This is a genomic window from Streptomyces spororaveus, assembly GCF_016755875.1.
Taxonomy (GTDB): domain Bacteria; phylum Actinomycetota; class Actinomycetes; order Streptomycetales; family Streptomycetaceae; genus Streptomyces; species Streptomyces spororaveus.
The window spans coordinates 6331085-6358025 of sequence record NZ_BNED01000005.1 but is presented as its reverse complement, the minus strand read 5'-3'; the positions used below and the strand labels follow the sequence as shown (position 1 = coordinate 6358025).

Sequence of the window (26941 nt, the reverse complement as noted above, 5' to 3'; positions counted from 1 at the left end):
ACCCGCACCACCCGCACTACCAAGAAGGCGGCAGCACATGGGTATGACGGCTCCCCAGGTCGTCGTCCACCGGGACAAGGAACTGATGGCGCAGGCCACCGCGGCCCGGCTCATCACGAAGATCGTGGACGCGCAGACGGCCCGCGGCACCGCGTCCGTCGTCCTCACCGGCGGACGCAACGGCAACGGCCTGCTCGCGGCACTGGCCGCCGCCCCGGCGCGGGACGCGATCGACTGGTCCCGGCTGGACCTGTGGTGGGGCGACGAGCGGTACGTCCCCGCCGACGACCCCGAGCGCAACCACACCCAGGCCCGCGAGGCCCTCCTGGACGCGGTCCCGGTGGACCCCGCCCGTGTCCACGTGATGCCCGCCTCGGACGGCCCGTACGGGGGCGACGTGGACGCTGCGGCGGCCGCCTACGCGGCCGAGCTGGCCAAGGCCGCCGGTCCGGAGGACCACGGTCCGGTCCCCACCTTCGACGTGCTGATGCTGGGCGTGGGCCCGGACACCCACGTGGCCTCGCTGTTCCCGGAGCACCCGGCGGCCCGCGAGACCGAGCGCACGGTCGTCGGCGTGCACGGCGCGCCGAAGCCCCCGCCCACCCGGATCTCGCTCACCCTCCCGGCGATCCGGGCGGCCCGTGAGGTGTGGCTGCTGGCCGCGGGTGAGGACAAGGCCGGGGCGGTCTCCCTGGCCCTCGGCGGCGCGGGCGAGGTCCAGGCTCCCGCGGCGGCGGCGTACGGCCGCTCCCGCACCCTGTGGCTCCTGGACCGCGCGGCGGCGGCCAAGCTCCCGACCGGGATGTACCCCCCGGCCTCCTCCTGAAGGCGGCCGACGCGTGAAGGGCCCGCCTCCCGGTACCGGGAGGCGGGCCCTTCACGTACCCGGGTCAGCTACGGCCGCGCAGCTTCCGGTAGGTGGCCACCAGGGCCTTGGTCGAGGCGTCCAGCCCCGGCACGTCCGCGCCCTCGCTCAGAGCGGGCTCGACGCGCTTGGCGAGCACCTTGCCGAGCTCGACGCCCCACTGGTCGAAGGAGTCGATGTTCCACACCGCGCCCTGGACGAACACCTTGTGCTCGTAGAGCGCGATCAGCTGGCCCAGCACCGCCGGGGAGAGCTCCCCCGCCAGGATGGTGGTCGTGGGGTGGTTCCCGTGGAAGGTCTTGTGCGGGACCAGTGACTCCGGGGCGCCCTCGGCCCGCACCTCGTCCGCCGTCTTGCCGAAGGCCAGCGCCTGGGTCTGCGCGAAGAAGTTCGCCATCAGCAGGTCGTGCTGGGCCGCCGGGGCCGCCTCCAGCTCCGCCACCGGCCGGGCGAAGCCGATGAAGTCCGCGGGGATCACCTTCGTGCCCTGGTGGATCAGCTGGTAGTAGGCGTGCTGCCCGTTGGTGCCGGGCGTGCCCCAGACCACCGGGCCCGTCTGCCACTCCACCGGATTGCCATCGCGGTCCACGGACTTGCCGTTGGACTCCATGTCGAGCTGCTGCAAGTACGCCGTGAACCGCGAGAGGTAGTGGCTGTACGGGAGCACCGCGTGCGACTGGGCGTCGAAGAAGGCGCCGTACCAGATCCCCAACAGGCCCATCAGCAGCGGCGCGTTCTCGTGCGCGGGCGCCGTGCGGAAGTGCTCGTCCATGGCGTGGAAGCCGCCGAGCAGCTCCCGGAAGGCGTCCGGGCCGATCGCGATCATCAGCGAGAGGCCGATGGCGGAGTCGAAGGAGTAGCGTCCGCCGACCCAGTCCCAGAACTCGAACATGTTGGCCGGATCGATGCCGAACTCGGTGACCTTCTCGGCGTTGGTGGACAGCGCCACGAAGTGCCGGGCCACGGCGGCCTGGTCACCGCCCAGCCCGGCGAGCAGCCAACCGCGCGCCGAGGTGGCGTTGGTGATGGTCTCGATGGTGGTGAAGGTCTTGGAGGCGATGATGAACAGCGTCTCGGCCGGGTCCAGGTCCCGCACGGCCTCGTGCAGGTCCGCGCCGTCGACGTTGGAGACGAACCGCACCGTCAGATCGCGGTCGGTGAAGGCGCGCAGGGCCTCGTACGCCATGGCCGGGCCGAGGTCGGAGCCGCCGATGCCGATGTTGACGACGTTGCGGATGCGCTTGCCGGTGAAGCCGGTCCACGCTCCCGACCGGATCTGGTCGGAGAAGGCCGCCATCTTGTCGAGGACGGCGTGCACCTCGGGGACGACGTTCGCGCCGTCCACCTCGACGACCGCGTCCGCCGGCGCGCGCAGGGCGGTGTGCAGCACCGCCCGGTCCTCGGTCGTGTTGATCTTCTCGCCGCGGAACATCGCCTCGCGCAGCTCGGCGACGCCCGTGGCGTCGGCCAGCTCGTGGAGCAGCGCGAGCGTCTCGTCGGTGACGAGGTGCTTCGAGTAGTCGATGTGCAGGTCTCCGACCTGCAGGGTGTAGCCGGCGCCGCGGCCGGGATTCTCCTCGAACAGTTCCCGCAGATGCGTCTGCCCGAACTCCTCCCGGTGCTTGCCCAGTGCCAGCCACTCGGGCGTCCGGGTCAGCTTCGTACGGCTGCCTGCGTTCATCTCGGACATCAACCCACTTCTTCCGTCCTGTCGTGCCCCGCCGGCTCCAACCTAAAGGATCGGAAGCGGCAGAACGCACACAAAGAGGCCCGGTCCCACAGGAGAAGTTCCTGGGGGACCGGGCCTCACGTCACAGTCTTCGAGCCGTCTCAGATCTCGCCTCGGAGTTTGGCGAGCGCCTCGGCGAGGATCGCCTCGCCGTCGGCGTCCGAGCGCCGTTCCCGTACGTACGCCAGGTGTGTCTTGTACGGCTCGGTGCGCGGCGGCGCGGGCGGGTTGTCCCGGTCCTGGCCGGCCGGGAACCCGCAGCGCGGGCAGTCCCAGGTGTCCGGCACCTGCGCGTCGCTGGCGAAGCTCGGCTGCGTCTCGTGCCCGTTCGAGCACCAGAAGGAGATGCGCAGGCGGGGCGCGGACTCGCCGCGCTCTGCCTCACCCATCGGCCCCGCTCCGACCCGGCTACCACGGATCGCGTTGCCACTTGCCACGGTCGTAACTCCCTGCGTGATGGTGCCGCGGAAGGTGAGTGGAATTCTGCCGCGGAGCGCCCAAGTCTACGTAAGGCCCAACGCACGTCCAGTGAGCGGAGTTACTGATTCCACGCGATGAACGCCGGCCCTCATGATAGGCCGGGTGGTGCCGACCGGACTGCCGGAATGGCCAGAACGGTCAGCTGCTCGCCTTCATCAGCAGGCCGAGCGCGACGATGCACGCGAACCACAGCAGACCGACGACCACGGTGATGCGGTCCAGGTTGCGCTCCGCGACGGAGGAACCGCCGACCGACGACTGCATACCGCCGCCGAACATGTCGGAGAGGCCGCCGCCCTTGCCCTTGTGCATCAGCACGAGCAGCATCAGCAGGGCGCTGAAGACGATCAGGGCGATCGAGAACCCCATAATCACGGCTGATTCCTACTTTCTGGCTTTTTCGGGCTTTCCGGCTTTGCGAGATGTGCGCGGGGGCCAGGGGCTGATGCATCAGCCTCTGGCCCCCGCAAGGGTACGACGGATCGGCCCTACCGCATACTCACTGGTCGCGGAAGCGGACGATCTTGACGAACTCTTCCGCGTCCAGTGCCGCGCCGCCGATCAGGGCGCCGTCGACGTCGGGCTGAGCCATGATCGCCGCGATGTTCCCGGACTTCACGGAGCCGCCGTACTGGATGCGGACCTTGTCGGCCAGCTCCTGCGAGTACAGCTCGGCGAGACGGCCGCGGATCGCCCCGCAGACCTCCTGGGCGTCGTCGGGGGTGGCGACCTCGCCGGTCCCGATGGCCCAGACGGGCTCGTAGGCGATCACGATGGACTCGACCTGGTCGGCCGGGACGCCTTCCAGGCCGCCGTCGAGCTGGCTCAGCGTGTACGGGACCTGCTGGCCGGCCTTGCGGACGTCCAGGCCCTCTCCGACGCACAGGATCGGGGTGATCCCGTGCCGGAAGGCGGCCTTGACCTTGGCGTTGCAGATCTCGTCGCTCTCGCCGTGGTACTGGCGGCGCTCGCTGTGGCCGACGGCCACGTACGTGCACTTCAGCTTCGACAGCATCGGGCCGGAGATCTCACCGGTGTAGGCACCGGAGTCGTGCGCGGAGATGTCCTGGGCGCCGTACTTGATCTTCAGCTTGTCGCCGTCGACCAGGGTCTGGACCGAGCGCAGGTCGACGAAGGGCGGCAGGACCGCGACCTCGACGGCGTCGTAGTCCTTGTCGGTGAGGGCGAAGGCGAGCTTCTGGACGTGGGCGATGGCCTCGAGGTGGTTGAGGTTCATCTTCCAGTTGCCCGCCATGAGCGGGGTGCGCGTGGTCATACGGGTTCAGCCCTCCAGGGCGGCGAGGCCGGGGAGCGTCTTGCCCTCAAGGTATTCGAGGGAGGCGCCGCCACCGGTCGAGATGTGGCCGAATGCATTCTCGTCGAAGCCCAGGATGCGGACCGCGGCGGCGCTGTCGCCACCGCCGACGACGGTGAAGGCGCTGCTGTCGAGCAGGGCCTGGGCGACGGCCGTGGTGCCCCCGGCGTAGTCGGGGTGCTCGAAGACGCCGACCGGGCCGTTCCAGAAGACGGTCTTCGCGTCGGCGATCTTCGACGCGTACAGCTCACGCGTCTTGGGGCCGATGTCCAGGCCCTCCTTGTCGGCGGGGATCTTGTCCGCGTCGACGACCGTGAAGTCGGCCGGGGTCTTGCCCTTGAGGTCCGGGAACTCCGCGGAGACCAGGACGTCGACCGGGAGGACCAGCTCGACCCCGGTCTCCTCGGCGCGCTTCATGTACTCCTTGACGACCTCCACCTGGTCCTTCTGGAGCAGGGAGATGCCGACCTCGTAGCCCTTGGCGTAGAGGAAGGTGTAGGCCATGCCGCCGCCGATGAGGATGCGGTCGGCCTTGCCGAGCAGCTCGTCGATGACGGCGAGCTTGTCGGAGACCTTGGCGCCGCCGAGGACCACCACGTACGGGCGCTCGACCTCGGCGGTCAGCTTCTTCAGGACGCCGACCTCGGTGGCGATGAGGTAGCCGGCGGCCTGCGGGAGGCGGGCCGGGAGGTCGAAGACCGAGGCGTGCTTGCGGTGCACGGCGCCGAAGCCGTCGCCCACGTAGATGTCGGCGAGCTCCGCGAGCTGGTCCGCGAAGGCGCCGCGCTCGGCGTCGTCCTTCGAGGTCTCACCGGCGTTGAACCGCAGGTTCTCGATGACGGCGACCTGGCCGTCGGCGAGGGCCGCGACGGTCTCCTTGGCGGAGGAGCCGACGGTGTCGGTGGCGAAGGCCACGTCGGCACCGAGCAGTTCGCCGAGGCGCGTGGCGGCGGGCGCGAGCGAGAACGCCGGCTCGACACCGGCGCCCTTGGGACGGCCCAGGTGCGAGGCCACGATGACGCGGGCGCCGGCCTCGGCGAGCTTCGCGATGGTGGGCTGGACGGCGCGGATGCGGCCGTCGTCGGTGATGGTGCCCTCGGCCAGCGGGACGTTCAGGTCCGCGCGGACGAAGACCCGCTTGCCCTTGACGCCTTCGGCGAGCAGTTCATCGATCGTCTTCATGTATTTCTACTCCTTTGAGCCTTCACTCGAAGGGCGAGGAAGGATAACGAGGCAAGCAACAGGGCCCGTGCGGCGCATCGTCGCGCTGCTCGGACCCTGTGCTTCACATCGTGGTGCCTTGCCCTACGTTTTTAGAGCTGACCGCCGACGAAGACGGTGAGGTCGACGAGACGGTTGGAGTAGCCCCACTCGTTGTCGTACCAGCCGACGACCTTGACCTGCGTACCGTCCTGAACCATGGTCAGGGAGGAGTCGAAGGTGCAGGACGCGGGCCAGTTCACGATGTCGGAGGAGACGATCGCGTCCTCGGTGTAGTCGAGGATGCCCTTGAGCTGCCCCTCCGAAGCCTTCTGGAAGGCCGCGTTGATCTCTTCCACCGTGGTCTCGCGGGAGAGCTCCAGGACCAGGTCGGTGACCGAACCGGTCGGGACCGGCACGCGCATGGCGATGCCGTCGAGCTTGCCCTTGAGCTGCGGGAGGACCAGCGCGGTGGCCTTCGCGGCACCGGTGGAGGTCGGGATGATGTTCTCGGCGGCGGCGCGGGCGCGGCGCAGGTCCGAGTGCGGGAAGTCCAGGATGCGCTGGTCGTTGGTGTAGGCGTGGACCGTCGTCATCATGCCCTTGACGATGCCGAAGTTCTCGTCGAGGACCTTGGCCATCGGCGCCACACAGTTGGTGGTGCACGAGGCGTTGGAGATGACGTGGTGGTTGGCCGCGTCGTACTTGTCCTGGTTGACGCCCATCACGATGGTGATGTCCTCGTCCTTGGCCGGAGCCGAGATGAGGACCTTCTTCGCGCCGGCCGCGATGTGCTTGGCGGCGTCGGCCTTCTTCGTGAAGATGCCGGTCGACTCGATGACGATGTCGGCGCCCAGCTCGCCCCAGGGCAGGTTCGCGGGGTCGCGCTCGGCAAAGGTCTTGAAGGTGTTGCCACCGACCGTGATGGTGTCGTCGGTGTGGGAGACCTCGGCCTTGAGGCGGCCCAGGATGGTGTCGTACTTGAGAAGGTGCACCAGGGTGGCGTTGTCAGTCAGGTCGTTGACACCGACGATCTCGATGTCCGCTCCCTGCTCCAGGAGCGCCCGAAAGTAGTTACGGCCAATTCGGCCAAAACCATTGATGCCTACGCGGATCGTCACGAACCGATCTCCTCGTTGGTGCGCCGGTAAGAGCGCCGGCGAGTTGAAATGGGATGTCCCCGACCGCTTACGACCCTACCTCTCCGTGAGCTTTTGGGTGACATCGGTCGGGACCTGACACTCCCCCTACTTCCCGGGGGTACTCCTGCGACGGTCCCGTTCCGGACACTGCGGAACGGGACCCCCGGACTCGGGCCCCCGTCACTCAGGGTGAGTGACGACCGGGGCGTTGTTCATCGGTGCAGTGTGCGCAGCGCCTTACCGACGAGTAGGGCACGGTCCGCCGCGGTGGGCATGTGCTCCAGGCCGAAGCCCAGCAACACCGTGTCGCGTGTGGTGACCGCCGCGTAGGACTTGAACAGCTCCCCGGTCCGGGCCCAGTCGCCAGGAACATCGGGGCTTCCGGCCGGGGAGGCCTGTGCCGTCCAGGCGCCGAGCGACGTCTCGAACCCCTCCACGGGCTGGTCCGCACCCCGGACGGAGAGGCGCGCCTCGTCCGCGAAGACGCCGCGGCCGCCCGAGCCCGGGTCGGTGATGTAGGAGAGCGAGAGCTCGACGGACTTGCCGGCGTAGGCGCTCAGGTCGAAGGCGACCTGCTTCCAGCCGCCGGAGGATCCGGTGAAGCTGTTCCACGTGCCGCTGGTGCCCTGCGGGGTGCAGCCGGCGGCGTCGAGGGTGAGGTAGCGGCGCAGGAACGGGTGGCCGTTGACGAAGAAGCCGGCCGCGCACTCCTCCGGGACGGTGGAGCTGGTGAGGCCGCCCGTGTCCCGCAGGGTGGTCCAGTCGTCGCCGCCGGCGGTGCGGGCCTCCAGGGCGGCGTGGTCGTAGCCCTCCTCGACGTTCCAGTTCAGGGCCAGCTTCAGCTGCGGCTGGTCGGCCGCGGTGACCCCGGTCAGGTCGATCGTACGGGTGAGGCGCTTCCAGTCGTCGTCGGCGTGCAGGGCCGAGGCCATGCCGGAGCCGGCGTAGGGGGCGTACGGGTTCACGACCCCGCTGAAGGCTCCCGCCTGGGCGCTCCTGAACTGCGGGAACTGCGCGGGCGCCAGGGTCTCGGAGGTCACGGTGTACCCGCCGGGGGCGTTGAGCGGGTTGCCCGCGGCGTCCCCGACGTTGCCCCGCGCCCCGTTCAGGGCGCCGGCGCCGGCGAAGCCGGTGGCTCCGGGGGTGCTCGTGCGGCTGTACGCGCCGAGCCAGTACTGGCTGAAGTCGTTGGTCACGGCGCGGCCGACCTGGGCGTTGCCGCCGGCCAGCTCACCGGCCTCGATCAGCTTGCCGCCCTCGTTCAGGAAGTCCCGCACGGCCAGCTGGGTGTCGCCGCCGGGGGTCTTGGCCCCTGTGTAGTGCACGGCCGTACCGAAGTGGGAGAGGACGCCGAGGTGGTGCGGGACGCCCTGGACGGCGACGTCCCAGACCGCCGCCGACCTGCCGTTGGCGCGCAGTGCGTCGACGTAGGTCTGGGCGTGCTGGGCCTTGGCCCCCTCCTCCGCGATCACCAGGACGTCCGCGCGCGGCCGCTCGGCCACCGTGTACGTGAAGTGCTCGCTGGAGACCTGCTTGCCGGAGCGGTCGCGGCCGGTGAACCAGACCTCGACCTTGTCGCCGGGCTTCGCGCCGTCGACCTCGGCGCGGTACTCGTCGAACCAGTTGTTGTCGTCGCCGCCGTAGACCTCGCCGCCCTTCCAGGCCTTGAGGTCCTCGTCGTGCGTGCGGCCGCCGTTGATCCGGAAGTTGAGTTCCTTGTCCTTCAGCGCCTTGCGGGCGGTGACGGAGACGGCCTGGTCCTCGCCGCGGGCGACGTAGGAGGTGGCGAAGGCGTCCACGGTGAAGTCGGCGGCGCTCAGGCCCAACGAGGACTTCGGCCGGTCCGGGGTCGCGGCGCTCTCGGCGACCGACAGCGCGAAGGGCACGTTCTTGGCGAACTCGGCCTGGATGAGCTTCTCGTCGTCCGGGAAGTTGAATCCGGAGGCGCAGTCCTCGGGCTTCCACTGATCGTTGGGGTCGCTCGCCGAGGCGGTCTGGCAGGTGGTCATCTCCGGCGTGAACATCATGATGCCGTTGACGTTGGAGGCGTGTCCGTCGGCCTCGCCGTTGGTGGTGTAGAGCTCGGAGGACACCTGCGGGTAGTAGCCGGGGACGGCCGGGTTCTCCGGGGTGCCGGCGAGCGCCTTGTAGACGACGTCGTCGGGGGTGGGGGTGGCGACCTGCCAGCCCACGCCGTAGAGCAGCAGCTCGGCGGCCGAGTGGTAGTTGATCGCGTAGTCGAAGCCGATGCGCTTCTCGAAGCGGTCGAGGGCGGTGGTCTCGGGCTCGGAGGAGGCGCTCGGGCCGCGGTAGGTCTCGTTCGCCCGGTCCGGCGAGGAACCCTCGTTGTCGTAGCCCCACTTGAAGGCGAAGTTCCGGTTGAGGTCGACCCCGTCGCCGGGGCCGGTCTTCCCGTCGCCGTTGTTGTCGCGCAGGTTCTTGCGCCACAGCCGCTGGCCGTCGGCCGCGTGCGTGTAGTCGTACCCGTCCGGGTTGGCGGAGAGCAGGAACCACAGCTCGCTGGAGTCCACCAGCTTGGTGATCCGCTCGTCCTTGCCGTAGTTGTCGATGGTGTGGTGCATCAGCCGCCGGGTCATCTCGGGGGTGATCCACTCACGGGCGTGCTGGTTGGACATGTAGAGGACCGACGGCTTGTCACCGTCCCTGGTCTTCCTGGCGTTCTTGCTGACCTTCAGGGCGAGGATGTCCTTGCCCTGGACGGTCTTGCCGATGGAGACGACCTTGGTGAGCTCCGGGTTCTCCTGCGCGGTCCGCAGGATCTCCTCCTGGAGGCCGCCCTTGCCGCTGTACGGGCGGAACACCCCGTCCCCGGCGGCCTTGGCCCGGGCGAGGCCCTGGGCGGGAACCCTGCGCTCGGTCAGTTTGACGCCCTGGGCGGCGAGTTCCCTGGCCTGGCCGCCGCTGAGGAAGAGCTCGACCCGGGCGGTCCCGGTCTCCGGGGCCCGCTCGGAGAGCTCGTGCGCGTCCTGCCCGGCGGCGAGGACGAGCGGGACCTGTTCCCTGGTGATGTCGGCGTCGTAGACCCGAACCTCGTCGGCGCCGGATACGGCGCCGGGTCCTGGCTGGGCCTGTGCCGCGGCGGGCAGCACGGCGAGTGTGGTTCCGAAGACGAGTGCGCTTGCGGCGAGGATCGATCTCGCGCGGTGACTCATGTGCCCCCCTGGGCGTCGTCTGCCACGAAAGCGTTCGGACGCCAGACTCAAGACCGGCCCATGCTCATGTCAATGGGGCGTGCGGCAAAGGGGCCCGCACGAGTGATCGCGCGAGCCCCTTCGGCCGTACACCGGACAACCTGGGCCGTCTCTAACCGGCCATGTTGTCGGCCATCTCCTCGCTGAGGTCGAGGTTCGACTCGGTGCCCGGGATGCCGAGATCCTGGGCACGCTTGTCGGCCATCGCCAGCAGCCGGCGGATCCGGCCGGCGACCGCGTCCTTGGTCAGCGGCGGGTCGGCGAGCGCGCCCAGCTCCTCCAGGGAGGCCTGCTTGTGCTCCATGCGCAGCCGGCCTGCCGCGGCCAGGTGCTCGGGGACCTCCTCGCCGAGGATCTCCAGCGCGCGCTGCACGCGGGCTCCGGCGGCCACCGCGGCCCGTGCCGAGCGGCGCAGGTTGGCATCGTCGAAGTTGGCGAGGCGGTTGGCGGTGGCGCGCACCTCGCGCCGCATCCGCCGCTCCTCCCAGGCCAGCACCGACTCGTGCGCGCCGAGCCGGGTCAGCAGCGCTCCGATCGCGTCGCCGTCGCGGACCACGACCCGGTCCACTCCGCGCACCTCGCGCGCCTTGGCGGCGATGGACAGCCTGCGGGCGGCGCCCACCAGGGCCAGGGCGGCCTCCGGGCCGGGGCAGGTGACCTCCAGAGAGGAGGACCGGCCCGGCTCGGTGAGCGAGCCGTGGGCCAGGAAGGCGCCGCGCCAGGCCGCCTCCGCGTCACAGGTGGCCCCGGAGACCACCTGCGGGGGAAGACCCCGGATCGGGCGGCCGCGGCCGTCCACGAGGCCCGTCTGACGCGCGAGCTGGTCACCGCCGGCCACGACGCGGACCACGTAGCGGCTGCCGCGGCGCAGTCCGCCGGGGGCCATCACCACGAGGTCCGAGGAATGGCCGAAGATCTCCAGGATGTCCTTGCGCAGGCGTCTGGCGGCGATCCCGGTGTCGAGCTCCGCCTCGATGACGATGCGGCCGCTCACCAGGTGCAGGCCGCCCGCGAACCGAAGGATCGCCGAGACCTCCGCCTTCCTGCAGCAGGTCCGGGTGACGGGCAGGCGGGAGATCTCATCCTTCACCGCAGGCGTCATCGCCATGGGCCGATCCTTCCATGCATCCGAAAAATACGGTCGTACGCGGCGGCCAGCAGCTCCGGGTCGTGCTTCGGAGAGCCGTCCTGCCTGGCCACGGGGGCCAGCTCGACCGCGGCACCGAACCGTTTCGCGGCATCGGCGAGGGACTCGCGGTCGGGCACGGCGGCCTCGTCGGCCAGCACCACGTCCAGGGCGAGTTTAGGGGCGTGTCGGGCCAAAACCTCCAAATGACGCTGCGGAGAGAAGCCCTCTGTTTCGCCGGGCTGCGGCGCGAGGTTCAGCGAGAGCACCCGCCGGGCCTTCGTCTCCATCAGCGCGTCCAGCAGTTCCGGCACCAGCAGGTGCGGAATGACGGAGGAGAACCAGGACCCCGGACCGAGCACCACCCAGTCGGCGTCCAGGACCGCGGCGACGGCCTCCGGCACGGCCGGCGGGTCGCTCGGCACGACCTGTACGGAGAGCACCTCGCCCGGGGTCAGCGCCACCGTGGCCTGCCCGCGGACGGTGTCCACGTCCTCGGGGCGGGCCGGGTCGTGGCCCCTGACCAGGGCCTGGAGCTCCAGCGGCACCGCCGACATCGGCAGCACGCGGCCCTGCGCGCCGAGCAGCTTCCCGACCAGGTCGAGGGCCTGGACGGGGTCGCCGAGCTGCTCCCAGAGGGCGACGATCAGCAGGTTGCCGACGGCATGCCCGTGCAGATCGCCCTCGGACTGGAAGCGGTGCTGGATGACCCGGGCCCAGGTCTGGCCCCAGTCGTCGTCACCGCACAGCGCGGCCAGCGCCTTGCGCAGGTCGCCGGGCGGGAGCACGCCGAGCTCCTCCCGGAGCCGGCCGCTGGAGCCGCCGTCGTCGGCGACGGTGACCACGGCGGTGAGGTCACCGGTGATCCGGCGCAGGGCGGCGAGGGAGGCCGACAGGCCCTGGCCGCCGCCGAGCGCCACCACCTTGGGCGTGGCGCCGCGCCGGCGGCCGGAGCGGCCGGAGCGGCCCGCGCCGTCCTCGCCCCGTCCCGGGGTGAGACGGCGCAGGCGGCTCAGCCGCGGGGTCCGTGCGGTCACTCGCGCCCCATGTCCCGGTGGACTACGACGGTCTCGACTCCCTCGGAGGCGAGGCGGGCGGCGAGCTTCTCGGACATGGCCACGCTGCGGTGCTTGCCGCCCGTGCAGCCGACCGCGATGGTCACGTACCGCTTGCCCTCGCGGCGGTAGCCGGTGGCGATGAGCTGGAGCAGCTCGGTGTAGCGGTCGAGGAACTCCTTGGCGCCGGGCTGGCTGAAGACGTACCCCGACACCTCCTCGTTGAGCCCGGTGAAGGGGCGCAGCTCCGGGACCCAGTGCGGGTTGGGGATGAACCGGCAGTCGACGACGAGGTCGGCGTCGACGGGGAGGCCGTACTTGTAGCCGAAGGACATGACGGTGGCCCGCAGCTCGGGCTCCTCGTCCCCGGCGAACTGGGCGTCCATCTTGGCGCGCAGCTCGTGCACGTTCAGGCTGGAGGTGTCGATCACCAGGTCGGCGTCGCCGCGCAGCTCGCGCAGCAGGTCGCGCTCGGCGGCGATGCCGTCGGTGATGCGCCCGTCGCCCTGGAGCGGGTGCGGGCGGCGGACCGACTCGAAGCGGCGGACCAGCGCGTCGTCGGAGGACTCCAGGAAGACGATGCGGCGGGTGACGCCCTTGCTGTCGAGATCGGCGAGGGACTCGCGCAGGGCGTCGAAGAACTGGCGGCCGCGGACGTCGACGACGACGGCGATGCGCGCCACGTTGCCCTGGGAGCGGGCGCCGAGCTCGACCATGGTCGGGATCAGGGCCGGGGGGAGGTTGTCGACGACGAACCAGCCGAGGTCCTCCAGACACTTCGCCGCCGTACTGCGGCCGGCCCCGGACATGCCGGAGATGATCACCAGCTCGGGGATGGCCGCCTCGGCGGTCTCGCCGGGCTCCACTGTCGTGCCCGTACTCACCTGTGCTCCGTCTCGGTCGTGCGCGGTCTCGTGCTCGGTCATTGCTCGGTCCCCCGTTCGGACGATGCTCCCGCTGGCGCGGGGGTCTCATCCTCAATGATCTCTCCTGTCGCCGTGTTGACGGCAGGACCAGCGGGAACCGCCTGGGCGAGGGCCGCGGCCACGGTCTCGGCCGTCTTACGGCCTATGCCCGGGACCTCGCAGATCTGGTCGATTGTCGCCTGTCTCAGCTTCTTCACCGAACCGAAGTGCTTGATCAGGGCCTGCTTGCGGCTCTCGCCGAGGCCGGGCACCTCGTCCAGGGGGCCGGATTTCAGGCGCTTGCCCCGCTTGTTGCGCTGGTACTGGATCGCGAACCGGTGGGCTTCGTCACGGACCCGCTGGAGCAGGTAGAGGCCCTCGCTGGTGCGCGGGAGCACGACCGGGTCGTCCTCGCCGGGCAGCCAGACCTCCTCCAGGCGCTTGGCCAGGCCGCACACGGCGACGTCGTCGATCCCGAGCTCCTCCAGGGCCCGCTTGGCGGCCGCGACCTGCGGCTGCCCGCCGTCGACCACCACGAGCTGGGGCGGGTAGGCGAACCGCTTGGGCCGCCCGTCGTCCTCGGCTACCTCCCGGGCCGCGTCCTCGGCGTCCTCGGGGTCCCACTCGCCCGTCTTGAGCTTCTCCTGGAGATAGCGGCGGAAGCGCCGGGAGACCACCTCGTGCATCGAGCGGACGTCGTCCTGCCCCTCGAAGGTCTTGATCTGGAAGCGCCGGTACTCGCTCTTGCGGGCCAGGCCGTCCTCGAAGACGACCATGGACGCGACGACGTCGTCACCCTGGAGGTGCGAGATGTCGAAGCACTCGATGCGCAGCGGGGCGCTGTCGAGGTCCAGGGCCTCGGCGATCTCCTCCAGGGCCCGGGAGCGGGTGGTGAGGTCGCTGGCGCGCTTGGTCTTGTGCAGGGCGAGGGACTGGAGCGCGTTGCGGTGGACGGTCTCCATGAGGGCCTTCTTGTCGCCGCGCTGCGGTATCCGCAGGCTGACCTGGGACCCCCGGCGCTCGGCGAGCCACTGGTTCAGCGTCGGCGTGTCCTCGGGGAGGGCCGGGACCAGCACCTCCTTGGGCACGGCCTCGCCCTTCTCCTCCCCGTACAGCTGCTGGAGGGCGTGCTCGACGAGCCCGGCCGTGTCGACGGCCTCCACCTTGTCGGTGACCCAGCCGCGCTGGCCGCGGACCCGGCCGCCGCGGACGTGGAAGATCTGCACCGCCGCTTCGAGCTCGTCCTCGGCCACGGCGATCAGGTCGGCGTCGGTGGCGTCGGCGAGCACCACGGCGTTCTTCTCCATGGCCCGGCGCAGCGCCCCGATGTCGTCGCGCAGCCGGGCGGCCTTCTCGTACTCCATGTCCTCGGCCGCCGCGTGCATCTCCTTCTCCAGCCGGGAGAGGTAGGTGCCGGTGCGGCCGGCCATGAAGTCACAGAAGTCCTCGGCCAGTTCGCGGTGTTCCTCGGGGGTGACCTTGCCGACGCAGGGGGCGGAGCACTTGCCGATGTAGCCGAGCAGGCAGGGGCGGCCGATCTGGGCGGAGCGCTTGAACACGCCCGCGGAGCAGGTCCGTACCGGGAAGACCCGGAGCATCAGGTCGACGGTCTCGCGGATCGCCCAGGCGTGCCCGTACGGACCGAAGTAGCGCACGCCCTTCTTCTTGGGCCCCCGCATGACCTGGACCCTCGGGTACTCCTCGTTCAGGGTGACGGCGAGGGAGGGGTAGCTCTTGTCGTCCCGGTACTTGACGTTGAACCGGGGGTCGTACTCCTTGATCCAGGAGTACTCCAGCTGGAGCGCCTCGACCTCGGTGGACACCACGGTCCACTCGACGGAGGCGGCCGTGGTCACCATGGTGGCTGTACGGGGGTGCAGGCCGGCGATGTCCTGGAAGTAGCTGGCCAGGCGCTGGCGCAGGCTCTTGGCCTTCCCGACGTAGATCACCCGGCGGTGCTCGTCGCGGAACTTGTAGACACCCGGGGAGTCCGGGATCTGTCCCGGCTCGGGGCGGTAACTGGAAGGGTCGGCCATGCCAACCACCCTACTTGCGCGCACCGACAACGAACCGTAAGCCTCCGGGCTCGAAATCCAGCCCCGCCGGCGATCGAGGCACACGGTCCGGGCGGAGCCCCAGCAACCCAGCCCCGCCGGCGTTTGAGGCGCGGGGTCCCGGGCGGAGCCCAGCAACCCAGCCCCGCCGGCGATCGAGGCACGGGGTCCGGGGCGGAGCCCCGGGAAACGGCGAAGGGGCGGGGCGGGGAGAGCCGCCCGCAGGGCCCGGCCTCCGGCCGTAGCCGGACCCTGCGGGTGCGGGGGCTACCCCGCGGCCACGGCCCGGCGCCTGCGCAGGGCGAGCAGCACACCGCCCCCGCCCAGCGCGAGCGCCCCGCCGGCGGCCGCGGCGACCGGAGTCACGCCACCCTCGGCCGAGGCTTCGGCGTACCCGCCCGCCGCGCCGCCCTCGGCATACGCGGAGCCGGGGAGCTTGTCCCCGTACGCCCGGGCGACCCGCGCCCGGTAGGCGCCGAGCGTCGTGCCCTCCGCGCCCACGGCGCGTACGGCGTCCTCGTCCAGCGGCAGCACCCTGCTGCCCCCGGCCACGTACCAGGCGTCGATCTGCGGCTCCCGGAACACCGTCCCGCCGGGCAGTTTCGCCGCGCCCAGCCGCGCGTAGCGGAACTCGTCGTCGCCGGTGGCGATGTTCACGACCTCCCAGCCGGCCTCCGTCCGCGCGGTCCACAGCGCGGCCTGCTGTCCGTCGGAGGAGACGGCCCTGCTGGCGAGGAATTCCAGGCGGGCGACGGGGGCGCCCGCCTTGCCCGCGACGAACTCCGGGGAGAGGTGGTTGACCGGTATCGCCTCGCCCTCGATCCGGGGCTGCGCGGCCGTGGGGGAGACCTTGCCCTCCCGGGCGAAGAAGCGGGAGAGGGTGGCCAGGGTGCCGGGGGCGGTGGCCGCCTCCGCGGCGGCGGCCCTGTTCTCGGCGGTGGCTGCCTGGGGCTGCGGTACCGGGCCTCCGGGGGCCGCGGCGGCCTGCGGGGCGAGGCCGAGGAGGGCGGTGGCGGCGAGGACGGCCATGGCGGCCGAAGCGCGCGGGGTCATGGCGGTCACGCCCCGATCCGGTAGAGGGAGTGGGTCCAGGAGAAGGTGCTGTTGTTCACGTACCAGGCGTGCGAGGCCCAGTTGTAGCGGTCGCTGGAGGGCCAGGGATCGCCCCAGTAGACCCAGTTGCTCGCGGTGTCGTAGCCGTAGAGGACGTGCATGTGGCCGCCGCCGTTCGACCACTGGATGCGGGTCTCGACCGGCCGGTCGGCGTTGATCTCCGTCTGGACGGTGGAGTACTGGAGCCAGCCGCTGACGTACGAGCCGGGGTTGATCCCGGTCCAGCGCAGTCCGGTCTGGACGTTGCCCAGGGTGGCCTGGTTGTTGGGGCATTCGCTGCCCTGCTGGCGGTTGAAGGCGGCGTTGCAGAACTGGTTCTGGCTGTGGTTCCGGCCGAACCAGGTGGCGATGGTGTTGCCGCCGGCGGCCCAGCACCAGTTGGTCTTCTGCTGCGCCTGCATGGTGATGTTCAGGCGCTTGGCGGCGAGGGCGGAGTCGGTGCCGGCCTCGGCAGCGGCGGCGGTGCCGGTGCCGAGGGGCAGGGCGAACAGCAGGGATGTGAGCACGGCGGTGAGACAGGCGGCTGGGGAATGCCGCCGGTTTCGGTTGCGCATCGCGTTCCTCCCGTGTGGGGTGTGGGGGTGGAGGAGCGCGTCCGGACGCTGTTCAGGAGCATCAGGCAGTTGTCGCGATCAGGTCAACACGCTTCAATACGCCGTGACATTGCTCTGTGAACGGTGGGGCTGCGGTGTGAACGGTTGCTGCCGTGTCACCTGGTCCCCCGGAGCCGCCGCCGCGATCCCCCGCGCCGGCGCGTGTGAACGTTCACGAAGGAGTCGCCATGCGACCCACCGAGGACTCGGCGGAACTCGGCCGGTTGCTGCGCGGCGGCCCCTTCCATCTCGCCCTGCGCGCCGCCCTCGCCGCGCGCGGACTGCCCCTGCACCGGGTGCAGCACCGGCTCGCGGCGCAGGGCATCAAGCTCGGCGTCACCAGCCTCAGTTACTGGCAGCAGGGCGCCCGGCGGCCACGTCATCCGGAGTCCCTGCGGGCGGTCACCGCCCTGGAGCGGATCCTGGAACTGCCCGACGGCGCCCTCCTGCGCCTGCTGGCCGCCGAGGATCCCGGGCCCGGTGTCGCGCGCCCGCCCACCCGCTCGTACCGGGCCCTGTTCAGCATGGGCGGGACGGTGGAACGGCTGCTGGACGGGATGGACCTCCCGCCGGACGGCGGGCTGCACTCGGTCGGCCACCACGAGCGGGTCCGCATAGGACCGGCCGGTGAGCTGCGGGTCCGCGAATCGCAGCAGATCGTCCGGGCGCACCGCGACGGCGTCGACCGCTACCTCGCCGTGCACCACGGCGACCCCGGCTGCGACGTGTCCCGGATGCGCGTGACGGCGTACGAGAACTGCCGCACGGGCCGCGTGCGGTGCCACCCGGAGTCCGGGGTGGTGGTCGCGGAGCTGCTCTTCGACGCGCGGCTGCGCCGCGGGGACACCCACGTCTTCGGCTACGGGATCGAGGACGGCACCGGGGCCCGCAGCGGCGAGTACGTACGCGGGTTCAGCTACGCGGGCGGCCAGTACATGCTCCAGGTCAGCTTCGACGAGGCGGCCCTGCCGGTGCGGTGCCGGCGCTTCGCCCGGGGCGGACCGGCGGCCCCGCGCACCGGCCTCGTGGACCTGACGCCCAGCGGCCGGCACCGGGCGGTGCACCTGGTGGAGCAGTCGGTGCGGCGCGGCGTCCTCGGGATCTCCTGGGACTGGGACTGATGCGCAGGTCCGGGCGTGGTACCGGGAGCGGGCGCGGGTCAGCCCGCGACGAGCTTGCCGTTCTCGGCCCGGACCGGGACGGCGGGCAGCGGGTCGGAGGCGGGGCCGCGCAGGACCTTGCCGGTCGTCACGTCGAAGCGGCTGCCGTGGCAGGGGCAGTTCCCCTCACCCTCGACGATCTTGTCCAGGACGCAGCCGGCGTGTGTGCACTGGGCGCTGAACGCCTTGTACTGGCCCTCCGCCGGGCAGCTGACGATCAGCTTGTTCTCCCGGTACAGCTTCGCGCCGCCCACCGGGACATCGGCCGCGGCCCCCAGGTCCACCGGCGCGGTGGGGGTGGCGGGGGTGTGGCCCCCGCTGCGGCTCTCGGTGGAACAGGCGGCCAGGGTCACTCCGGCGCCCGTGGCCCCGGCGAGCGCGGCGGCGCCCTTGAGGACGGTACGGCGGGCGGGCGACTGCGGCGCGGACATGCGGTTCTCCTGAGCTGCGGAACGGGGTGCGGGCACGTGGGGAAGGGGTGCGGGGCGGGTCGCCGGCGGGAACCGGCCGGGCGCCGGCCGGGCACCGGCCCACCCGACGATACCCGCGTCCCATGAGGTAGCTTCCCCCGCGTGATCGTCGTCGGCGGAGAAGCCCTCATCGACCTGGTGCCCGCGGCGCGGCCGCCGGGCGCGCTGCTGCCCCGGCCGGGCGGCGGACCGTACAACACCGCGCTCGCGCTCGGGCGGCTCGGCGCCGAGGTGGCCTTCTGCTCCCGGGTCTCCTCGGACGGCTTCGGCGAGAGCCTGCTGGCCGGACTGCGGGCGGCCGGGGTGGACCTGTCGCTGGTCCAGCGCGGACCGGAGCCGACCACCCTCGCCGTGCCCTCCCTGGCCCCGGACGGCTCGGCCTCGTACGGCTTCTACGTCGAGGGCACGGCGGACCGGCTGTTCACGCTGCCGCCCGCCCTCCCCGACGGGGTACGGGCCCTCGCGCTCGGGACCTGCTCGCTGGTCCTCGAACCGGGCGCGAGCGCGTACGAGGCCCTGCTGCGCCGGGAGTACCGGCGCGGGGTGCTGACCCTGCTGGACCCCAACATCCGGCCGGCGCTGATCGCGGACCCGGCGGCGTACCGCGCGCGCTTCCGGGAGCACCTGCTGCCGCACACGAGCGTGCTCAAGCTCTCGGAGGAAGACGCGGCCTGGCTGGGGGGCCGGGTCGAGGACTGGCTGGCGGCCGGCCCGTCGGCGGTGGTGCTGACCCGGGGCGCGGCGGGCCTGACGGTGTGGACGAGGGAGGGCGCGCAGTACTCGGCGGCGGCCCGCCCGGTCGAGGTCGCGGACACGATCGGGGCGGGCGACACCGTCAATGCCGCCCTGCTGCACCGGCTCGCCGCCGCGCCGGGCCACCCGGTGGACTGGCCGGAGGTGTTGGCGCACGCCGCCCACGCGGCGGCCCTGACCTGTACCCGGGCGGGCGCGGAGCCGCCGTTTGCGGCGGAGCTCTGAGGGGTCGGCTCCGCTCGGCTCAGCGCAGCGCCGCCCAGACGGTACGGGCCACGGCCGGGGCGAACTCCTCGACGGGCTGGACGACGTGGGCTCCGGAGAAGTGCAGGAAGAAGGCCCGCTGGAAGCAGGCGCCGAGCAGCAGGGCCGCGGCGGCCCGCGGATCGGCGTCGGGCCGCAGCCGGCCCGCGTCGAGCTCGCGCCGCAGCCGCTCGGCGAGCGCGTCCAGGAGTACGTGCGGTCCGGCCCCGATCTCCTGGACGCCTTCGCGGTGGCGGCTGAGCAGGGCGGGCTCGGCGAAGAGGGAGGCCGCCAGGGGGATGGCGTCGGCGTAGAAGAGCGAGGCGTGCCGGGCGATGGCGGTCAGCTCCTGCTCTCCCCCGCCCCCGGCCTCGGCCTCGTCCTCGGCTGTCCGCTCCCCCGGATCGGCCCGCAGGGCGGCCATGAGCGGGCCCGCGTTCGGGGTGCGCTCCATCAGCACGCGGACGAACAGCTCCTCCTTGTTCGCGAAGTGCTTGTAGAGCGCGGCCTCCGAGCAGCCGGCCTCGCGGGCGATGGCCTTGGTGGTGGCGTTGGCGAGGCCACTGGTGCGCATCAGCTTCTCGGCGGCGTCGAGCAGCCGCTCGGGAGTGGGACGGCTTGACTTCGAGGTGAGCATTCACTCACCCTAGCGGAAACAGGGGTGAGTAAGTACTCACCCACCTCTCGTCGTGGGGATATGACGATGAAGATCACGGTGTTCGGAGCCACGGGCGGCGTCGGCCGCGAGGTCGTCCGGCAGGCACTCGACGCGGGGCACGAGGTGACCGCGGTGGTACGGGATCCGGCGCGGCTGCCGATCGCCGCCCATGAGCGGCTGCGGGTGGCCACGGTGCGCGACGTGACCGACCAGGAGGCGGTGCTGGCCGTGGTCAGCGGGCAGGACGCGGTGGTCTCCGCCCTGGGCGCGGCGAGCAACAAGCAGGCCAGGGAGCATCCCGTCGCGGGCCCCGCCCTGAAGGCGATCACCTCGGCCATGGACCGGGCGGGGGTGCGGCCGCTGACGGCCGTGAGCGCCGCACCCGTCGGCCCGCTGCCGGAGGGCGAGGGGATCTTCACCCGCGTCCTGGTCTACCCACTGCTGCGCAGGCTGCTGCGGGACCTCTACGCGGACCTCGCGGACATGGAGGCGGTGATGGCCGCGAGCGGCACCCGGTGGACGGTCGTCCGGCCTCCGATGCTGCGGGACAAGCCCCGCACCGGCACCTACCGTCGTGCGATCGGCGCCCATGTGCGCGGCGGCAGTGTCATCCCGCGCGCGGACGTCGCGGACGCCCTCCTGGTGTGCCTGACGGACCCGGCCACCGCGCGCCACGCGGTGGGCGTGGCCTCGTAGGCCGGGCACCGGGACGCCGGCGGGGCCGGAGGATCCGGCCCCGCCGGCGCCGGGGGCGCCGCTGACGAACGGCCCCCTCAGGCCTTGCGTGCCCGCGCCGCCGTCTTCTTCGCGGGGGTCGCGGCCTTCTTGGCCGGGGCCGCCTTCTTCGCGGCGACCGCCTTCTTGGCCGGGGCCTTCTTGGCCGGGGCCTTCTTGGCCGGGGCCTTCTTCGCCGCGGCCCGCACCGGCGACGCCGCCGCGTCGGAGACCCGGTCCGCGCCCAGGATGTCCCGCAGGAACTTGCCGGTGTGGCTGGCGCCCACCGATGCCACCGCCTCCGGGGTACCTTCGGCCACCACCAGGCCGCCGCCGTACCCGCCCTCCGGGCCCATGTCGATGACCCAGTCGGCGGTCTTGATGACGTCCAGGTTGTGCTCGATGACGATCACCGAGTTCCCCTTGTCCACCAGCCCCGACAGCACCTTGATCAGCTTCGAGATGTCCTCGAAGTGCAGACCGGTGGTCGGCTCGTCCAGCACGTAGACCGTCCGGCCCGTCGACCGCTTCTGGAGCTCGGAGGCCAGCTTCACGCGCTGTGCCTCACCACCCGACAGGGTCGGCGCGGACTGGCCGAGGCGGACGTAGCCCAGCCCGACCTCGTTGAGCGTCTTGAGGTGACGTGCGATCGTCGGCACCGCCTCGAAGAAGCCCAGGGCCTCCTCGATCGGCATGTTCAGGACTTCCGCGATGGACTTGCCCTTGTAGTGGACCTCCAGCGTCTCCCGGTTGTACCGGTCGCCATGGCACACCTCGCACGGGACGTAGACGTCCGGCAGGAAGTTCATCTCGATCTTGATCGTGCCGTCACCGGCGCAGTTCTCGCACCGGCCGCCCTTCACGTTGAAGGAGAAGCGGCCCGGCAGGTAGCCGCGCACCTTCGCCTCCATCGTCTCCGCGAACAGCTTGCGGACGTGGTCGAAGACACCCGTGTACGTGGCCGGGTTGGACCGCGGGGTCCGGCCGATCGGCGACTGGTCGACGTGCACGACCTTGTCGACGAGGTCGTCGCCGTCGACCCGCGTGTGCCGGCCCGGCACCGAACGGGCGCCGTTCAGCTCGCGCGCCAGGTGCGTGTAGAGGATGTCGTTGACCAGCGTCGACTTGCCCGAGCCCGATACGCCGGTTACGGCGGTCAGCACACCCAGCGGGAAGGACACGTCGATGTCCCGCAGGTTGTTCTCCTTGGCGCCGTGGACGGTCAGCTTGCGCTCCCCGTTCACGGGCCGGCGGATGTCGGGGATCTCGATGGACTTCTTGCCCGAGAGGTACTGCCCGGTCATCGACTCGGGGTTCTTCAGCAGCTCCTTCAGCGAACCGCTGTGCACCACCTTGCCGCCGTGCTCGCCCGCACCCGGACCGATGTCCACGACCCAGTCGGCCACCTTGATGGTGTCCTCGTCGTGCTCGACCACGATGAGCGTGTTGCCCATGTCCCGCAGCCGCACCAAAGTTTCGATCAGCCGGTGGTTGTCCCGCTGGTGCAGACCGATGGACGGCTCGTCCAGCACGTAGAGCACACCGACCAGACCGGAGCCGATCTGGGTGGCGAGCCGGATGCGCTGGGCTTCGCCGCCCGACAGCGTGCCGGCGGCCCGGTTGAGCGAGAGGTAGTCGAGACCGACGTCCACGAGGAAGCGGAGCCGCTCGTTGACCTCCTTGAGGACCCGCTCGGCGATCTTCTTGTCGCGGGCGTCGAGACGCATCCGCCCCAGGAAGTCCGCGCACTCGCTGATCGACATGGCGGCCACCTCGGCGATGGACTTCTCCATCACCGTCACGGCGAGCACGATCGGCTTCAGGCGGGTGCCCTCACAGGTCGGGCAGGGCACCTCGCGCATGTAGCCCTCGAAGCGCTCGCGGCTGGCGTCGCTCTCCGACTCCGCGTGCCGCCGCTTGACGAACGGCACGGCGCCCTCGAAGGCCGTCGTGTAGGCCCGCTCCCGCCCGTACCGGTTGCGGTAGCGGACCTCGATCTGCGTCTTGTGCCCGTACAGCAGGGCCTTCTTCGCGCGTGCCGGCAGCCCGGCCCACGCGATGTCGGTGCGGAAGCCCAGCTCCTCGGCGAGCGCGCCGATCAGCCGCTGGAAGTAGTCCTTCGTGTGACCGAGCGACCACGGTGAGACCGCGCCCTCGTCCAGGGACTTGTCCTCATCCGGGATGATCAGCTCCGGGTCCACCTCCATGCGCGTACCGATGCCCGTGCACTCGGGGCAGGCGCCGAAGGGGGAGTTGAAGGAGAAGGAGCGCGGCTCCAGCTCCTCGAAGGACAGGTCGTCGTAGGGGCAGTAGAGGTGCTCGGAGTACATCCGCTCACGCTCGGGGTCGTCCTCGGCGAGGTCGACGAAGTCCAGGATCACCATGCCGCCGGAGAGGCCGAGGGCGGTCTCCACGGAGTCGGTGAGCCGGCGCTTGGCGCTCTCCTTGACGGTGAGGCGGTCGATGACCACCTCGATGGTGTGCTTCTCCTGCTTCTTCAGCGTGGGCGGCTCGGAGAGCTGGATGGTCTCCCCGTCCACCCGCGCCCGGCTGTAGCCCTTGGTCTGGAGGTCGGAGAAGAGGTCGACGAACTCGCCCTTGCGCTCGCGCACCAGCGGCGAGAGCACCTGGAAGCGGCTGCCCTCGGGGAGCGCGAGCACCTTGTCCACGATCGCCTGCGGCGACTGGCGCGAGATGGGACGGCGGCACTCGGGGCAGTGCGGCTTGCCGATGCGGGCGAAGAGCAGGCGGAGGTAGTCGTAGACCTCGGTGATGGTGCCCACGGTCGAGCGCGGGTTGCGCGAGGTCGACTTCTGGTCGATCGAGACGGCCGGGGAGAGGCCCTCGATGAAGTCGACGTCGGGCTTGTCCATCTGCCCGAGGAACTGGCGGGCGTACGACGAGAGCGACTCGACGTAGCGGCGCTGACCCTCGGCGAAGATCGTGTCGAAGGCCAGGGAGGACTTGCCCGACCCGGAGAGTCCGGTGAAGACGATGAGTGAGTCGCGGGGCAGGTCGAGCGAGACGTTCTTCAGGTTGTGCTCGCGAGCGCCACGAACGATGAGACGGTCGGTCACGCCGGTCCGCACCTTTCTTGAGAGAGCGGGGGCACGGGCCCCCGTCCCAGGGTATGGGGGGCGCCTCTGCGATGGACTGGGTCCTTGGACTTCCGAGCGTATAGCACGCGCATTCGATTTACGGCACTCCGCAGACCTCTTCACCCGATCGTGTGGCGGGGAGCGGAGAGCCACTAGGCTCGCCGTCATGACTGATCATGTGCACGACCTGCGATCTGTACGTGAGGCCACGGACCGACTGCTGACCGCTGTCGCGAAACTGGACAACGCGGCCCTCACCGAGGAGTCACACCTCCCGGGCTGGACCCGCGGCCACATCCTGGCCCACCTCGCACGCAACGCGGACGCGCTCGTCAACGTCTTCGAGGGACGCCCGATGTACGAGAGCGCCACCGCCCGTGACGCTGACATCGAGCGCGACGCCGGCCGCTCCCTGGAAGAACACCTGACGGACCTCCGTGATTCCGCGGCCCGCTTCATGGCCACCACCGAGCCCGCCCAGGACTGGTCGCGCACGGTCGAGCTGCGCAACGGCGTCACCGACGTCGCCGCCAACGTGCCCTTCCGCCGCTGGGTCGAGGCCGATCTGCACCACGTCGACCTGAACATCGGCTACGAGCTCACCGACCTCCCGGACGAGTTCACCGAGCGTGAGATCGTCTTCCTCGCCGACCGCTGGTCCGGCCGCCCCGAGGTGCCGCCGGTGGCCCTCGTCGCGGACGACGGCCGGAGCTGGCGCACCGGCTCCGCCGGTGATCCCGCCGTCACCGTGTCCGGCACCCCCGCGGGGCTGCTGGCCTGGCTGGCCGGCCGCGGCGACAAGGGCGCCTCCCTGACCACCTCGGGCGGCCCCCTCCCCGAGCTCCCCCCGCTCTAGGATCAAGACATGACGTACACCGGAGAGGTCAAGGTCGGCGGTCCCGCCGACGTGCACGAACTTGCGGACCTGATGATTTCCAAGGTCGCGGTGGGCTCGATGAACAACAACGCCTACCTGCTGCGCTGCCGCGCCACCGACGAGCAGCTGCTCATCGACGCGGCGGCCGAGGCGGGCACCCTGCTCAGCCTGATCGGTGACGACGGCATCGCGTCCGTGGTCACCACGCACCGGCACGGCGACCACTGGGGCGCGCTCGCCGAAGTGGTCGCGGCGACCGGCGCGCGCACCCTCGCGGGCGCCGACGACGCCGAGGGCATCCCGGTGACCACCGACGTGCTCGTCGCCGACGGCGACACGATCACGGTCGGACGGGTCACCCTGACCGCCCGGCACCTGGTCGGGCACACCCCCGGCTCGATCGCGCTGATCTACGACGACCCGCACGGGCACCCGCACGTCTTCACCGGGGACTGCCTGTTCCCGGGCGGAGTCGGCAACACGCAGGGCGACGCCGAGGCCTTCACCAGCCTGCTCGACGACGTCCAGCACAAGCTCTTCGAGCAGCTGCCGGACGAGACCTGGGTCTACCCGGGGCACGGCAACGACACGACCCTCGGCGCCGAGCGTCCGCACCTGGCCGAGTGGCGCGAGCGCGGCTGGTAGGCAGCGCAACGCGTCAACTTCGCGACGCGATGCACTCCTTCCGGTCGCTTACGGCCGAACTCACGTCCTGAGGGGCGGGGAACGGGTAACTGGTGCGGCATGCCACACGACCCGTCCCCGCCCCCGACCTCCGCCCCTGAGGCCTCCCCCGTCCCCTCCCCGACGCCCCGGCCCGTCGATTCCGACGGCACCACCGGGCCCGGCATGCTGCGGCTGGCCACGGCCTCGCTCGCCGGGACCGCGATCGAGTTCTACGACTTCTTCGTGTACGGGACGGCCGCGGCCCTCGTGCTCGGCCCGCTCTTCTTCCCGTCCTTCTCCCCCCTCGCCGGAACGCTCGCCGCCTTCGGCACCTTCGGCGTCGGCTTCCTCGCCCGCCCGCTCGGTTCGGCGGTCTTCGGCCACATCGGCGACCGCTACGGCAGGCGCCCGGTGCTGCTCGCCTCCCTGCTCCTCACCGGCCTCGCCACGGTCGCCGTCGGCTGCGTGCCCTCGTACGGCTCGATCGGCACGGCCGCGCCCGTACTCCTGCTCCTGCTGCGTTTCCTGCAGGGGCTCGGGCTGGGCGGCGAGTGGGGCGGCGCCGTACTGCTCACGGCCGAGCACGCCCCGGAGCACCGGCGCGGACTGTGGTCGAGCTTCCCGCAGATGGGCCCGGCGGTCGGCTTCCTGCTCGCCAACGGCCTGATGCTGGGGCTCTCCGCGTCACTGACCGATGCCCAGTTCACCGCCTGGGGGTGGCGGGTGCCGTTCTGGGCGGCCGGGGTGCTGGCGCTGGCCGGACTGTGGCTGCGCCGCTCGGTGGAGGAGACCCCGCAGTTCCGGGCGCTCGCCGCGACGGACCGGCGGGCCGAGGCCCCGCTGGCCGAGGTGTTCCGGGGCCACTGGCGGCTGCTCCTGCTGACCGGCGGGGCGCTGGCCGTCGGGTACGCCGTCTTCTACGCGGTCACCACCTGGTCCCTCGCCTACGCCACCGAGCACCTCGCGGTGAGCCGTACGGCGATGCTGGCCTGCATCATGGCCGCGGTCGCGATCAAGGGGATGGCGACCCCGCTGATCGCGGCGCTCGGCGACCGCTACGGGCGGCGGCCGCTGTGCCTGATCGGGTGCGCGATCTGCGCGGTGTGGATGTTCCCGCTGGTGGCGCTGTTGCGGACGGCCGACCCGCTGCTGATGACGGTGGGCTTCGTCGGCGCACTGCTGGGCATGGTGACGATGTTCGCGGTGGTGGCCGCCTACCTGCCCGAGCTGTACGCGCCGCGGATCCGCTGCACGGGCGCGGCCGTCGGCTACAACCTGGGCGGTGTGCTGGGCGGGGCTCTGACCCCGATCGTGGCGACGGCGCTGGCGGACGGCTCCGGTCCGCCGTGGGGCGTCGCGCTGTACCTGACCGGGATCTCCCTGGTGAGCCTGGTCTGTTTCGCCCTGCTGCCGGAGACCGGTCCGGCGGCCGTGCACAAGCGGGTGGCCGCGGGCCGGGCGACGGAAACGGGGGCGGCCGAAGCGGCCGCCCCCGTCTAGACGCGCGGACCAG

23 protein-coding genes are annotated in these 26941 nt (G+C 71.4%); 7 read left to right on the top strand and 16 right to left on the bottom strand.

Translation table 11 applies throughout. The features are described from left to right. Positions 1-43: 43 nt before the first annotated feature. Positions 44-826, top strand: a complete 783-nt coding sequence (gene pgl, locus Sspor_RS31195) for a 6-phosphogluconolactonase (protein WP_202202076.1) — start codon at positions 44-46, stop codon at positions 824-826. Positions 827-890: 64 nt separating this feature from the next. On the opposite strand, the gene pgi is transcribed toward pgl, so the two are convergent. The 13 genes from pgi to Sspor_RS31130 form a co-directional block, all read right to left on the bottom strand. Further along, a complete protein-coding gene (gene pgi / locus Sspor_RS31190) occupies positions 891-2546 on the bottom strand; it encodes a glucose-6-phosphate isomerase (protein WP_202203984.1) in 1656 nt (551 codons plus the stop codon). Between the two features lie 149 nt (positions 2547-2695). Next, a complete protein-coding gene (locus Sspor_RS31185) occupies positions 2696-3031 on the bottom strand; it encodes an RNA polymerase-binding protein RbpA (protein WP_010352468.1) in 336 nt (111 codons plus the stop codon). 181 nt (positions 3032-3212) lie between these two features. Further along, the gene (secG, locus tag Sspor_RS31180; protein WP_189973883.1) at positions 3213-3443 is read right to left on the bottom strand and encodes a preprotein translocase subunit SecG; all 231 of its coding nucleotides are present in this window, start codon (positions 3441-3443) and stop codon (positions 3213-3215) included. 130 nt (positions 3444-3573) lie between these two features. Next, entirely contained in the window at positions 3574-4350 is a 777-nt protein-coding gene (tpiA, locus tag Sspor_RS31175) for a triose-phosphate isomerase (RefSeq protein ID WP_202202075.1), read from the bottom strand. 6 nt (positions 4351-4356) lie between these two features. Continuing rightward, on the bottom strand, positions 4357-5571 hold the full coding sequence (locus Sspor_RS31170) for a phosphoglycerate kinase (protein WP_202202074.1): 1215 nt from the start codon (positions 5569-5571) through the stop codon (positions 4357-4359). A 131-nt stretch (positions 5572-5702) separates the two neighbouring features. Beyond that, positions 5703-6710 (bottom strand): type I glyceraldehyde-3-phosphate dehydrogenase, encoded by a 1008-nt coding sequence (gap, locus tag Sspor_RS31165; protein WP_030762471.1) that lies wholly within the window; start codon positions 6708-6710, stop codon positions 5703-5705. A 233-nt stretch (positions 6711-6943) separates the two neighbouring features. Then, complete coding sequence (locus tag Sspor_RS31160) at positions 6944-9904, bottom strand: M14 family metallopeptidase (protein ID WP_202202073.1); 2961 nt, start codon at positions 9902-9904, stop codon at positions 6944-6946. A gap of 151 nt (positions 9905-10055) precedes the next feature. Further along, positions 10056-11051 carry a DNA-binding protein WhiA gene (gene whiA / locus Sspor_RS31155; protein ID WP_030009075.1) on the bottom strand — a complete coding sequence of 332 codons (996 nt, stop codon included), beginning with the start codon at positions 11049-11051 and terminating at the stop codon, positions 10056-10058. Continuing rightward, entirely contained in the window at positions 11042-12106 is a 1065-nt protein-coding gene (locus Sspor_RS31150; RefSeq protein WP_030009074.1) for a gluconeogenesis factor YvcK family protein, read from the bottom strand. Before Sspor_RS31150 ends, whiA begins: the two co-directional genes overlap by 10 nt. Further along, the gene (rapZ, locus tag Sspor_RS31145) at positions 12103-13050 is read right to left on the bottom strand and encodes an RNase adapter RapZ (RefSeq protein ID WP_030009073.1); all 948 of its coding nucleotides are present in this window, start codon (positions 13048-13050) and stop codon (positions 12103-12105) included. Before rapZ ends, Sspor_RS31150 begins: the two co-directional genes overlap by 4 nt. Continuing rightward, complete coding sequence (gene uvrC, locus Sspor_RS31140; protein ID WP_202202072.1) at positions 13047-15065, bottom strand: excinuclease ABC subunit UvrC; 2019 nt, start codon at positions 15063-15065, stop codon at positions 13047-13049. Before uvrC ends, rapZ begins: the two co-directional genes overlap by 4 nt. Positions 15066-15350: 285 nt before the next feature. After that, positions 15351-16136, bottom strand: a complete 786-nt coding sequence (locus Sspor_RS31135) for a hypothetical protein (protein ID WP_237404410.1) — start codon at positions 16134-16136, stop codon at positions 15351-15353. A gap of 5 nt (positions 16137-16141) precedes the next feature. Beyond that, positions 16142-16750, bottom strand: a complete 609-nt coding sequence (locus tag Sspor_RS31130; protein WP_202202071.1) for a papain-like cysteine protease family protein — start codon at positions 16748-16750, stop codon at positions 16142-16144. A gap of 227 nt (positions 16751-16977) precedes the next feature. Between Sspor_RS31130 and Sspor_RS31125 the strand changes: the two genes are divergently transcribed. Continuing rightward, complete coding sequence (locus Sspor_RS31125; RefSeq protein WP_202202070.1) at positions 16978-17910, top strand: hypothetical protein; 933 nt, start codon at positions 16978-16980, stop codon at positions 17908-17910. Positions 17911-17948: 38 nt separating this feature from the next. Here the strand turns inward: Sspor_RS31125 and Sspor_RS31120 are convergent, their stop codons facing one another. After that, the gene (locus Sspor_RS31120) at positions 17949-18380 is read right to left on the bottom strand and encodes a Rieske (2Fe-2S) protein (protein ID WP_202202069.1); all 432 of its coding nucleotides are present in this window, start codon (positions 18378-18380) and stop codon (positions 17949-17951) included. 141 nt (positions 18381-18521) lie between these two features. Between Sspor_RS31120 and Sspor_RS31115 the strand changes: the two genes are divergently transcribed. Next, the gene (locus Sspor_RS31115) at positions 18522-19397 is read left to right on the top strand and encodes a carbohydrate kinase family protein (RefSeq protein WP_202202068.1); all 876 of its coding nucleotides are present in this window, start codon (positions 18522-18524) and stop codon (positions 19395-19397) included. A gap of 19 nt (positions 19398-19416) precedes the next feature. Here Sspor_RS31115 and Sspor_RS31110 read toward each other — a convergent pair whose 3' ends face one another. After that, the gene (locus tag Sspor_RS31110) at positions 19417-20052 is read right to left on the bottom strand and encodes a TetR/AcrR family transcriptional regulator (protein WP_202202067.1); all 636 of its coding nucleotides are present in this window, start codon (positions 20050-20052) and stop codon (positions 19417-19419) included. A gap of 66 nt (positions 20053-20118) precedes the next feature. Between Sspor_RS31110 and Sspor_RS31105 the strand changes: the two genes are divergently transcribed. Next, complete coding sequence (locus Sspor_RS31105) at positions 20119-20769, top strand: NAD(P)-dependent oxidoreductase (RefSeq protein WP_202202066.1); 651 nt, start codon at positions 20119-20121, stop codon at positions 20767-20769. A gap of 77 nt (positions 20770-20846) precedes the next feature. On the opposite strand, the gene uvrA is transcribed toward Sspor_RS31105, so the two are convergent. Further along, the gene (gene uvrA / locus Sspor_RS31100; protein WP_202202065.1) at positions 20847-23864 is read right to left on the bottom strand and encodes an excinuclease ABC subunit UvrA; all 3018 of its coding nucleotides are present in this window, start codon (positions 23862-23864) and stop codon (positions 20847-20849) included. A gap of 187 nt (positions 23865-24051) precedes the next feature. On the opposite strand from uvrA, the gene Sspor_RS31095 reads away from it, so the two are divergent. The 3 genes from Sspor_RS31095 to Sspor_RS31085 all read left to right on the top strand — a co-directional run bounded on the left by Sspor_RS31095 (position 24052) and on the right by Sspor_RS31085 (position 26928). Further along, on the top strand, positions 24052-24741 hold the full coding sequence (locus tag Sspor_RS31095) for a maleylpyruvate isomerase family mycothiol-dependent enzyme (protein WP_202202064.1): 690 nt from the start codon (positions 24052-24054) through the stop codon (positions 24739-24741). A 9-nt stretch (positions 24742-24750) separates the two neighbouring features. Then, positions 24751-25407, top strand: coding sequence for an MBL fold metallo-hydrolase (locus Sspor_RS31090; protein ID WP_202202063.1), 657 nt, complete (start codon positions 24751-24753; stop codon positions 25405-25407). Between the two features lie 204 nt (positions 25408-25611). Beyond that, positions 25612-26928 carry an MFS transporter gene (locus tag Sspor_RS31085; RefSeq protein ID WP_202203982.1) on the top strand — a complete coding sequence of 439 codons (1317 nt, stop codon included), beginning with the start codon at positions 25612-25614 and terminating at the stop codon, positions 26926-26928. The last annotated feature ends 13 nt before the right edge of the window (positions 26929-26941 follow it).